The organism is Blastococcus sp. SYSU DS0616 (genome assembly GCF_054051015.1).
The window spans coordinates 334,693-344,912 of record NZ_JBJHAJ010000001.1; the positions used below are offsets into that span (position 1 = coordinate 334,693).

Genomic DNA, 10,220 nt, shown 5'->3' on the forward strand with positions numbered 1-10,220 from the left:
AGCTCAGCCCACCGGGACCGCGAACTCCTCGAGCACCGCGGCGAGGGCGCCGTCCACCCGCGCGGTGAGCCGTGTGCCGCCGTCCTCGTGCCGCTCGCCGAGCACCTCGCCGTCCCGGTGCACCCGGGCCACGAGGTCACCGCGCTCGTAGGGCACGAGCACGTCGACCTCGACGTCGGGGTGCGGCAGCCGCTCGGCCACCAGCTTGCGGAGGGCGTCGATGCCGACGCCGGTGCGGGCCGAGACCCAGACCGCGCCCGGCAGGGCCTGGCGGAGGGTGAGGATGTCCTCCTCGCTCATCGCGTCGACCTTGTTGACGACGATGACCTCCGGCACGGCGGCCGCGTCGATCTCGCTCAGCACGACGTGGACGGCGTCGATCTGGCCGAGCGGATCGGGGTCGGAGCCGTCGACCACGTGCAGCAGCAGGTCCGCCGCGGCGACCTCCTCCAGCGTGGAGCGGAACGCGTCCACCAGCTGGTGCGGCAGGTGGCGCACGAAGCCGACGGTGTCGGTGAGCGTGTACTCCCGGCCGTCCGGCGACTGCGCCCGGCGCACCGTCGGGTCGAGGGTGGCGAACAGCGCGTTCTCCACCAGCACGCCGGCGCCGGTGAGCTGGTTGAGCAGGCTTGACTTGCCGGCATTGGTGTACCCGGCGATCGCCACGCTCGGCACGGCGTTGCGTCCCCGGCTCGCCCGCTGGGTGGCGCGGGCGGTCGCCATGCCGGCGATCTCCCGGCGCAGCTTGCTCACCCGGGCGCGGATGCGCCGGCGGTCGGTCTCGATCTTCGTCTCACCCGGTCCGCGGGTACCGATGCCGCCACCGCCGGCGACCCGGCCACCGGCCTGCCGGGACATCGACTCACCCCAACCGCGCAGCCGCGGCAGCATGTACTGCATCTGGGCGAGCTCGACCTGGGCCTTGCCCTCCCGGCTCGTCGCGTGCTGGGCGAAGATGTCGAGGATCAGCGCCGTCCGGTCGACGACCTTGACCTTGAGCACCTTCTCCAGCTGGTTGAGCTGGCCGGGGGTGAGCTCACCGTCACAGATGACGGTGTCGGCGCCGGTGGCGGCGACGATGTCGCGGATCTCGTTGGCCTTGCCCGAGCCGACGTAGGTGGCAGCGTCGGGCTTGTCGCGCCGCTGGCTGACCGCCTCGAGCACCTGCGAGCCCGCCGTCTCGGCCAGGGCGGCCAGCTCGGCCAGCGAGCGGTCGGCGTCGGCCTGGGTGCCCTCGGTCCAGACGCCGACGAGCACGACGCGCTCGAGTCGCAGCTGCCGGTACTCGACCTCGGTGACGTCGGCGAGCTCGGTGGAGAGACCGGCCACCCGGCGCAGGGCGCCGCGCGCCTCGAGCGCGTAGGAGCCGGTGGTGTCGTCGGCCTCGGCCCACCGCCCGGTGGGCGCGGAGCGGGTGTCGAGGTCGGCCTGCTCGTCGAGGGGCAGGGCGTCGGGGGCGGTCGTCATCGTCTCCAGCGTGGCACGGTCCTGCATGGAAAGCACCTGAGTTGTCATCGCCCGGTACAACGCATCGACGCCCCGGATGCATCCCGACCGGCGGCAGGGGTAGGGCCAGCGCGACGAACGCGACGCACGGAGGAGGAACCGATGAGCGAGAGCGGATCGAGCCGGATGGGTTCGAACAGCGAGCTGGACGACCCGGGCCGGGACCCCGAGGGCATCGGCGGCCCGCCGCGCAACCCGATGGGTGCCGGCGCCGACCAGGACAGCGGCCGGGGGGCGCCACCCACCCCTCCGGCCACCGGCGACGACGACGCGATGGTCCCGCTGCCGCCCGACGACGACCGCCGCTGACGCCTCAGGCCCGGAGCCACTCCGGGCACAGCGTGCCGGCCGACACCAGCACGGCCGGACCGCTGAGGACCGTCGTCCCGGGGGTCACCTGCACCGACAGGCGGCCCCCGGGGACGTCGACGACGACCGTGCCCTCGTCGGCGCCCGCGGCACGCAGGGCCGCGTAGGCCGCGGCGCAGGCGCCGGTGCCGCACGACCGCGTCTCGCCCACCCCGCGCTCGCTGACCCGCAGCCGCACGTGGGCACCCGGCTCCAGGACGTTCACCAACTCGACGTTGACGCCCTCCGGGAACAGCCCCTCGTCGAACGCCGGGGTACCGGTCAGGTCCAGCTGCTCGACGGGGACGTCGGTCAGGCAGGCCAGGTGGGGGTTGCCCATGCTGACGGCGAGACCGGCGAATGCCCGGCCGTCGAGCAGCGCCTCGCCCTCGCCGAACGGGCGGGCGGGGCCCATGTCGACCCAGTAGCCGCCGTCGGCACCAGCGCCCACCCGGCGTGGCCCACCCCGGGTGCCGACGAGCAGGCCGTCGGCGCAGGCAGCGCGGTCGACGAGCCCCTCGCTGATCAGCGCGTGCAGGAACAGCCGGATGCCGTTGCCGCACATCTCGGCGTAGGAGCCGTCGGCGTTGCGGTGGTCCATGAACCACTCGCACCGGGACAGGTGCTCCCCCAGCACGGCGGGAGCGTCGGGCACGTGGGCGCTGCGCACCAGCCGCAGCACGCCGTCGCCCCCCAGGCCGGCCCGGCGCTCGCACAGCCGCCGCACCATGGCGGCATCCAGCCGCTCGCCGGCCCACACGGTGCCGTCGGGGTCGGGCAGCACCACGAAGTCGTTCTCGGTGCCGTGCCCGAGCAGCACGCGCGGCGAGGAGGTCACGGATCGATCGTACGGCCGGTGATCACCCCGGTCGCTGCGTCGGCCAGGTCGGCCCGGGCGGCGTCGAGCCACATCGTCGCGGCGTCCCGCCGGAACCAGGACCGCTGCCGACGCACGAACCTGCGGGTCGTGGTGACGGTGCGCTCGCGTGCCTCCTCGGCCGACAGCGCGCCGTCGAACTGGGCCAGCACCTGGGCGTAGCCGAGGGCGCGGGAGGCCGTCGGCCCCTCGCGGAGCCCGTCGGCGGCGAGCGCCGCCACCTCGTCCACGAACCCCGCGGCCCACATCCGGTCGACCCGGACGGCGATCCGTTCGTCGAGCTCCGCGGGTTCGCGGTCCAGCCCGAGCACCACCGCCGGGTAATGCGGGCGCGGCTCGGGGAGCTCGGCGCGGAACGGCCCACCGGTCAGCTCGATCACCTCGAGAGCGCGCACGATCCGCCGGCCGTTGCTGGGCAGGACGGCCGCGGCGGCGGCCGGGTCGAGCCCGGCCAGCCGGGCGTGCAGCGCGGCCGGACCGGCGTCCGCGAGCTCCCCCTCCAGGCGGGCGCGGACCACCGGGTCGGTGCCGGGGAACTCCAGCTCGTCGAGGACGGCGCGCACGTACAACCCCGAGCCGCCGACGAGCAGCGGCACGGTGCCGGCGGCCCGCAGCCGGTCTATCTCGGCTCGCGCTCGCCGCCGGTACTCGGCCACCGATGCCGGTTCGCGCACGTGCCACAGGTCGAGCAGGTGGTGCGGCACCCCGCCGCGCTCGGCGAGACCGGGCTTGGCGGTGCCGATGTCCATGCCGCGGTAGAGCTGCATCGAGTCGGCGTTCACCACCTCGCCGCCCAGCCGCCGGGCCAGCTCGACGGCGAGCGCGGTCTTGCCGGTCGCCGTCGGGCCGACGATCGCGACCACCGGCGGCGGGGTCGGGACCACTGGTCCGCTGCCGCCGGGCGCTCCGCTCACGCGACCACCCAGTCGGCGACCGGGTAGCCCACCCCGAACGGCGCCCCGTCGTACCGCAGCCGCGCGGTGACGTGCCGGCCCGCGAGCGCGGCTCCCACCGCCCGCCAGACCGGTACGCCGGCGGCGAGGAGCCGCTCCCCCGCCGCCGGGTCGAGCGCGGCCAGCCCGGCGGTGTCCCCCGTCGCCAGGGCGGTGGCGACGGCGGCGTCGAACGGCTCGGCTGCCGGATCCAGGTACCCGGGTGCCTTGACCGAGCGCCGGGCCGAGCCGTCGCCCATCGCGAGCACGCCCACCGGAGGCGGCAGGTCCCGCAGCAGCTGCCCGAGGTCGGCCGGCCCGACCCCGACGCGGGTGCCGGCGAACGACGCCTGGTCGAGCAGCCAGGTACCGACGGTGTGCGCGAGCGGGAGCCGGAGACCTCCCGGGCGCAACCACCCGTCGAAGGGCAGCTCCAAATCGACGCCGAACCCGCGGAGGTCACCGCCGTCGCCGGGCCCGAAGCGTTCCCCGGGCGCCGCACCGGGACCCACGACGACCACCACCTCCGGCGCGGCGCCGAGCAAGGCGGTCACCGCATCCGCGCAGGCCGACCGCAGCGCGGCGGTCTCGGGCAAGGGCCGCCCCTCCACCGCCGGCACCAGCAGCGGCGGGCACGGGCAGAAGGCGACGGCGGCCGACGGGCGGGGCGTCCGGGCCGGGACGCCGCCGGGGTGGGAGGTCACCGCAGCAGTGTCGCCGATGCGACGTGGGACACTGCCGGACGTGTCGAGCACGGACGACCCCGGCAACGGGGTGCAGCAGGCCGCTCCGCCGATTGCGGAGACCCCCGAGACCCCCGCCCCCGAGGCGGCGACCCCGACCGACGGCGCCGACGCGGTGACCCCCGCGGCCGGCACGCCGGCGGCGCCGACCCCCGCGGAGGCGGCCCTCGCCGACCCCACCGGCGCGGCGCCGGCACCGGAGCCGGCGCCCGCACCCGCGGCCGAACCGGAACCCGCGACCACCCCGGAGCCGACGCCGGCCCCGGCCCCGGCGGCTCCTCCGGTCGAGCGGGTGGTGAGCGACCCGGCGCAGTGGGGCCGGGTCGACGAGGACGGCACCGTCTACGTGCGCACCGCCGACGGCGAGCGCGAGGTCGGCTCGTGGCAGGCGGGCGACGCCGAGGCGGGGCTCGCCCACTACGGCCGCCGCTTCGACGACCTGGCCACCGAGGTGTCGCTGCTGGAGGCCCGGCTCAAGGCGCACACCGGCAACCCCGGCGAGATCAAGGCGAAGGCCCAGGCGCTGGCCGAGTCGATCCCGACCGCCGCCGCGGTGGGCGACCTCGAGGGGCTGGCCGCCCGGGCCGGCGCCATCGTGGCGACCGCCGAGGCCGCCGCCGTCGAGTACCGGGCGGAGAAGGCCGCCGCCCGGGCGGCGCAGGTGGCGCGCAAGGAGGCCCTGGCCGCCGAGGCCGAGCAGATCGCCGCCGAGTCGACGTCCTGGAAGGCCGCCGGCGACCGCCTCAAGGCGATCGTCGAGGAGTGGAAGACCATCCGCGGCATCGACCGCAGGACCGACGACGCGCTGTGGTCCCGGTTCGCCGCCGCCCGCGACGCCTTCGGCCGCCGCCGCGGCGCCCACTTCGCGCAGCTGGACGCCCAGCGCGGTGAGGCCCGTGCGGCCAAGCAGGAGCTGATCGCCGAGGCGCGGCGGCTGTCGACGTCCACCGACTGGGGTTCCACCAGCGCCGCGATGCGCTCGCTGATGGACCGCTGGAAGGCCGTGCCGCGCACCGGCCGGGACGGCGACGACGACCTGTGGAAGGAGTTCCGCGCCGCGCAGGACGTGTTCTTCAGCGCCCGCGCCGAGCAGGACAAGGCGCGTGACGCCGAACAGGTCGCCAACCAGCGGGCCAAGGAGGAGCTGCTGGCCGAGGCCGAGCAACTCGACCCGGGCAAGGACCTGCGCGGGGCACAGAACGCGCTGCGGAAGATCCAGGAGCGCTACGACGCCATCGGGCACGTGCCGCGCGCGGTGATGCGACAGCTCGAGGACCGGATGCAGGCCGTGGAGCAGAAGGTGCGCGGGGCCGCCGACGCCGGCCGGGTGCGCACCGCCCCGGAGAACCCGATGGTCGCCTCGATGCGGGCCGCCGTCACCAAGGCCGAGGAGCAGCTGGCCAAGGCCGAGGCCGCGGGCGACCAGCGCCGCATCGCCGAGGCGCAGGCGAACCTCGCCACCCGGCGGGAGTGGCTGGCCGAGGCCGAGAAGTCCGCTCGCCGCTAGCGGCGCGAGCAGCGAAGGGCCCGTCCGATCCGGACGGGCCCTTCGTCGTTCAGCAGCCGGTCGTGAGCACCGGGAGCGGCTCGGGGACGCCGATCCGCGGCATGCCCAGCGAGACGCCCGGGGTCGTGGGCCGGGTCCCGGCCTCGCTCGCGTCCCCGGCGCGGGTGCGCCGGTGGGACAGCAGCGGGCCGTCGGCGACCAGGTGGTGCGGCGCGGCCTGGGTGACGACGGTCTCGACGACGTCGCCGGGGCGCACCCCGTCGGCCGCCGTGAAGTGCACGAGCCGCCCGTCGCGGGCACGGCCGGAGAGCCGGCCGCGCGCGGCGTCCTTGCTCCCCTCCCCCGCGGCCACGAGCAGCTCCACCCGCGCGCCGACGAGCTTCCGGTTCTCGTCCCAGCTGATCTCGTCCTGCAGCGCGGTCAGCCGGAGGTAGCGCTCCTGCACGACCTCCTTGGGCAGCTGCCCCTCCATCTCGGCGGCGGGCGTGCCCGGCCGCTTGGAGTACTGGAAGGTGAAGGCGCTGGCGAACCGCGCCTGCCGGACGACGTCCAGGGTCTGCTGGAAGTCCTCCTCCGTCTCCCCCGGGAACCCGACGATGATGTCGGTGGTGATCGCGGCGTCGGGCATGGCGGCGCGTACCCGGTCGATGATCCCGAGGTAGCGCTCCTGCCGGTAGGCGCGGCGCATCCGCTTGAGGACGTCGTCCGAGCCGGACTGCAGCGGCATGTGCAGCTGGTGGCAGACCGCCGGCGTCTCGGCCATGGCGGCGATGACGTCGTCGGTGAACATCGCCGGGTGCGGGCTGGTGAACCGGATCCGCTCCAGCCCCTCGATGCGGCCGGTGGCCCGCAGCAGGTCGGCGAACGCGCCACGGTCACCGAAGTCGCTGCCGTAGCTGTTCACGTTCTGCCCGAGCAGGGTCACCTCGAGCACGCCCTGGTCGACCAGCGCCTGCACCTCGGCCAGGATCTCGCCGGGACGGCGGTCCTTCTCCTTGCCGCGCAGCGCCGGGACGATGCAGAACGTGCAGGTGTTGTTGCAGCCGACGCTGATCGACACCCAGCCGGAGTAGGCCGAGTCCCGCTTCGCGGGCAGGGTCGAGGGGAAGACCTCCAGCGCCTCGGCGATCTCCACCTGCGCCTCGGCGTTGTGCCGGGCCCGCTCCAGAAGAGCCGGCAGCGAGCCGACGTTGTGGGTGCCGAAGACGACGTCGACCCACGGCGCCCGCCGGACGATCTCGCCGCGGTCCTTCTGCGCGAGGCAGCCGCCGACGGCGATCTGCATGCCGGGGCGGGCGTCCTTGACCGGGCGGAGGTGCCCGAGGTTGCCGTAGAGGCGATTGTCGGCGTTCTCGCGCACGGCGCAGGTGTTGAGGACGACGACGTCGGCGTCGTCCCCGTCCGCCGCGGCGGTGTACCCCGCCTGCTCCAGGAGGCCGGACAGCCGCTCGGAGTCGTGCACGTTCATCTGGCACCCGTAGGTGCGCACCCGGTAGGTGCGCGGGGCGGGGCTCTCCACAAGGCTGCTCATGACAGGAGGAAGGGTACGTCGCGGCCCGAACAACGATTGTCGTTGCTATCGAAAGTCGTTATGGTCCGCGCCATGACGACGAGCCGCCCCTTCCTCGGCCACACCGGCACGAACCTGGGCGCCGCCGTCCTGTTCGTCGTCGCCGGCGTCGCGGCCCTCTTCGCGGTGGTGCAGCCGATCAACCAGCTCACCCAGCCGGGCGGCAGCATCACGGTGAACGCGGCCGAACCGGACGGGGACCGCGCGCTCGACCTGCCCGGGCTGCCGGAGGGCGTCTGGGTCGTCGACTCCACGCCGGAGTCGACGCTGGTCGCCTCCGACCTCCCGGCCGGGCTGCGGGCGCTCACCGAGCTGCCGGCCTCGCTGAGCGCGATCGCCGTCGCTGTCGGCGCATGGCTGCTGGCGCGGGTGCTCTGGGCCATCCACGACGGGCACCCCTTCGACCGGCGCAACCCCGGCCGGTTGGCCGGCCTCGCCGCGGCCGTCGTCCTCGGCGGCCTGGTGGTGCCCATGGCCGAGGGAGTGGTCGCCACCGCCGTGCTCGAGCACCTCGACCTGGCCGGGCCCGACTCCCCGCTCGTCCTGTTCGAGGTCACGATCCCGTTCATGCCGATCGGGCTGGCCCTCGCCCTCCTGGCCGCGGCCGAGGCCTTCCGCCGCGGGCGCGCGCTGGAGGACGAGGTCGAGGGGACCGTGTGAGCCCCCGCCTGGGCGAGCCGGCCCCCGACGAGGACGCCGCCCACCGCGTGGTCTGCCACCTGGACCGGCTCCTGGACGAGCGGGGCATGACGCTGGTCGAGCTCTCGGAACGCGTCGGCGTCTCGGTGGTCAACCTGTCGGTGCTCAAGAACGGGCGGGCGCGCGCCGTCCGGTTCTCCACGCTGACCGCGGTCTGCGGCGCGCTGGGCTGCCAGCCGGGCGATCTCTTCTCCGTCGCGCCGGAGCGGTCACCCGAACGGGCGGACACCGAGCCGTGAGCGCGCGACCTACCGGGGTTCGTTACGCCTTCGTGATCGCGCGGTGCGGGAACCGCGACCTCCCACCCTTAGGGTCCCCAGGGTGACCAGCCGTACGACCGGAGAGCCTCTCGTCCGCCTGTCCGGCGTGAACAAGTGGTTCGGCGACCTGCACGTGCTGCAGGACATCGACCTCGAGATCGCCCGCGGGGAGGTCGTCGTCGTCATCGGCCCGTCGGGGTCGGGCAAGTCGACGCTGTGCCGTGCGATCAACCGCCTCGAGTCGATCGAGAGGGGCGAGATCGTCATCGACGGCGAGCGGCTGCCCGAGGAGGGCAAGCAGCTCGCCCGCCTGCGCGCCGACGTCGGCATGGTCTTCCAGAGCTTCAACCTCTTCGCGCACAAGACGATCCTCGAGAACGTCACCCTGGGGCCGATCAAGGTCCGCAAGCGCGCCAAGGTGGACGCCGAGAAGCGCGCCCGCGAGCTGCTGGACCGGGTGGGCGTGGGCGCCCAGGCGGACAAGTACCCGGCTCAGCTCTCGGGTGGTCAGCAGCAGCGGGTGGCGATCGCGCGGGCCCTCGCCATGGACCCGAAGGTCATGCTCTTCGACGAGCCGACCTCGGCCCTGGACCCCGAGATGATCAGCGAGGTGCTCGACGTGATGGTCGGCCTGGCGGCCGAGGGCATGACGATGATCGTCGTCACCCACGAGATGGGTTTCGCGAGGAAGGCCGCCAACCGCGTCGTGTTCATGGACGGCGGCCGGATCGTGGAGTCGTCCGACCCCGAGACGTTCTTCAGCAACCCGAGCTCCGACCGGGCCAAGGACTTCCTGTCCAAGATCCTGAACCACTGACCGTCCCTACGGAAGGACAGCTCATGCGCACCACCCGCTACGCCGCCTCGCTCGCGGCCCTCGGCCTCATGCTCACCGCCTGCGGTGGCAGCGAGGCCGGCGACCAGGCAGAGGACGCCGCCGACTCGACCGTCGAGGTGCAGGAGGAGGTCGACTTCGAAGCCGGCACCACGATGGCCGAACTGGCCGAGGCGGGGTCCATCACCGTCGGCACCAAGTTCGACCAGCCCGGGTTCGGGCTCCTCAACCCCAACACCGAGACCCCTGAGGGCTTCGACGTCGAGATCGCCAAGATCATCGCCGCCGAACTCGGCATCGCACCCGAGGACATCGAGTGGACCGAGACCGTCTCGGCCAACCGCGAGCCCTTCCTCCAGAACGGCCAGGTCGACATGGTGGTGGCGACCTACACCATCAACGACGCCCGCAAGGAGCTGATCGACTTCGCCGGGCCGTACTACGAGGCCGGCCAGGACATCATGGTGGCGGCCGGCAACCCGGAGGGCATCGAGGGCCCCGAGGACCTGGCGGGCAAGAACGTCTGCTCGGTGGAGGGCTCCACGCCGGCACAGAACATCCGGGACAACTACCCGGAGGCGACCCTGACGCTGTTCGACGTCTACTCCAAGTGCGCCGACGCCCTGGCCAACGGCCAGGTCGACGCCGTGACCACGGACAACGTCATCCTCACCGGCCTGGTCGCCGGCAGCGACGGCGCGTTCGAGCTCGTGGGCAACCCGTTCACCGAGGAGCCGTACGGCATCGGCGTGCCGAAGGGTGACGACGAGTTCCGCGCGTTCATCAACGACACGCTGGAAGAGGCCTACGAGAGCGGCGCCTGGGCGGACGCCTGGGACCGCACCGCCGGCGCCATCAGCGGCCAGGAGGCCCCCCAGCCGCCGGACGTCGACCGCTACTGACAATCTCCGGCGCTGTGGGGCGGGGGTACCCGCCCCACAGC

Annotated in this window: 11 protein-coding genes; 6 read left to right on the plus strand and 5 right to left on the minus strand. The window is 74.2% G+C overall.

The window, feature by feature from the left end:
- Positions 1 to 3: 3 nt before the first annotated feature.
- Positions 4 to 1,494, minus strand: coding sequence for a GTPase HflX (gene hflX, locus ACI79K_RS01615; RefSeq protein WP_456589372.1), 1,491 nt, complete (start codon positions 1,492 to 1,494; stop codon positions 4 to 6).
- 114 nt (positions 1,495 to 1,608) lie between these two features.
- Here hflX and ACI79K_RS01620 point away from each other — a divergent pair, with 114 nt between their 5' ends.
- Positions 1,609 to 1,815: a hypothetical protein gene (locus ACI79K_RS01620; RefSeq protein WP_456598764.1), complete on the plus strand. Its 207-nt coding sequence runs from the start codon at positions 1,609 to 1,611 to the stop codon at positions 1,813 to 1,815.
- 4 nt (positions 1,816 to 1,819) lie between these two features.
- Here ACI79K_RS01620 and dapF read toward each other — a convergent pair whose 3' ends face one another.
- From dapF to ACI79K_RS01635, 3 genes are read right to left on the minus strand one after another with little or no spacing between them, the layout of a single operon-like run.
- A complete protein-coding gene (dapF, locus tag ACI79K_RS01625; RefSeq protein WP_456598765.1) occupies positions 1,820 to 2,692 on the minus strand; it encodes a diaminopimelate epimerase in 873 nt (290 codons plus the stop codon).
- On the minus strand, positions 2,689 to 3,645 hold the full coding sequence (gene miaA / locus ACI79K_RS01630; protein WP_456598766.1) for a tRNA (adenosine(37)-N6)-dimethylallyltransferase MiaA: 957 nt from the start codon (positions 3,643 to 3,645) through the stop codon (positions 2,689 to 2,691). Before miaA ends, dapF begins: the two co-directional genes overlap by 4 nt.
- Positions 3,642 to 4,367 carry a hypothetical protein gene (locus ACI79K_RS01635; protein ID WP_456598767.1) on the minus strand — a complete coding sequence of 242 codons (726 nt, stop codon included), beginning with the start codon at positions 4,365 to 4,367 and terminating at the stop codon, positions 3,642 to 3,644. The genes miaA and ACI79K_RS01635 overlap by 4 nt, the downstream gene beginning before the upstream one ends.
- Before the next feature lie 40 nt (positions 4,368 to 4,407).
- Here ACI79K_RS01635 and ACI79K_RS01640 point away from each other — a divergent pair, with 40 nt between their 5' ends.
- Positions 4,408 to 5,913, plus strand: coding sequence for a DUF349 domain-containing protein (locus ACI79K_RS01640; RefSeq protein ID WP_456598768.1), 1,506 nt, complete (start codon positions 4,408 to 4,410; stop codon positions 5,911 to 5,913).
- 49 nt (positions 5,914 to 5,962) lie between these two features.
- Here the strand turns inward: ACI79K_RS01640 and miaB are convergent, their stop codons facing one another.
- Complete coding sequence (miaB, locus tag ACI79K_RS01645) at positions 5,963 to 7,444, minus strand: tRNA (N6-isopentenyl adenosine(37)-C2)-methylthiotransferase MiaB (protein WP_456598769.1); 1,482 nt, start codon at positions 7,442 to 7,444, stop codon at positions 5,963 to 5,965.
- A 72-nt stretch (positions 7,445 to 7,516) separates the two neighbouring features.
- Between miaB and ACI79K_RS01650 the strand changes: the two genes are divergently transcribed.
- From ACI79K_RS01650 to ACI79K_RS01665, 4 genes are all read left to right on the plus strand, one after another.
- Positions 7,517 to 8,143, plus strand: coding sequence for a DUF2975 domain-containing protein (locus ACI79K_RS01650; protein WP_456598770.1), 627 nt, complete (start codon positions 7,517 to 7,519; stop codon positions 8,141 to 8,143).
- Positions 8,140 to 8,421: a helix-turn-helix domain-containing protein gene (locus ACI79K_RS01655; protein WP_456589364.1), complete on the plus strand. Its 282-nt coding sequence runs from the start codon at positions 8,140 to 8,142 to the stop codon at positions 8,419 to 8,421. Before ACI79K_RS01650 ends, ACI79K_RS01655 begins: the two co-directional genes overlap by 4 nt.
- Positions 8,422 to 8,503: 82 nt before the next feature.
- Positions 8,504 to 9,259, plus strand: coding sequence for an amino acid ABC transporter ATP-binding protein (locus ACI79K_RS01660; protein ID WP_456598771.1), 756 nt, complete (start codon positions 8,504 to 8,506; stop codon positions 9,257 to 9,259).
- 23 nt (positions 9,260 to 9,282) lie between these two features.
- Entirely contained in the window at positions 9,283 to 10,179 is an 897-nt protein-coding gene (locus tag ACI79K_RS01665; RefSeq protein WP_456589362.1) for a glutamate ABC transporter substrate-binding protein, read from the plus strand.
- The last annotated feature ends 41 nt before the right edge of the window (positions 10,180 to 10,220 follow it).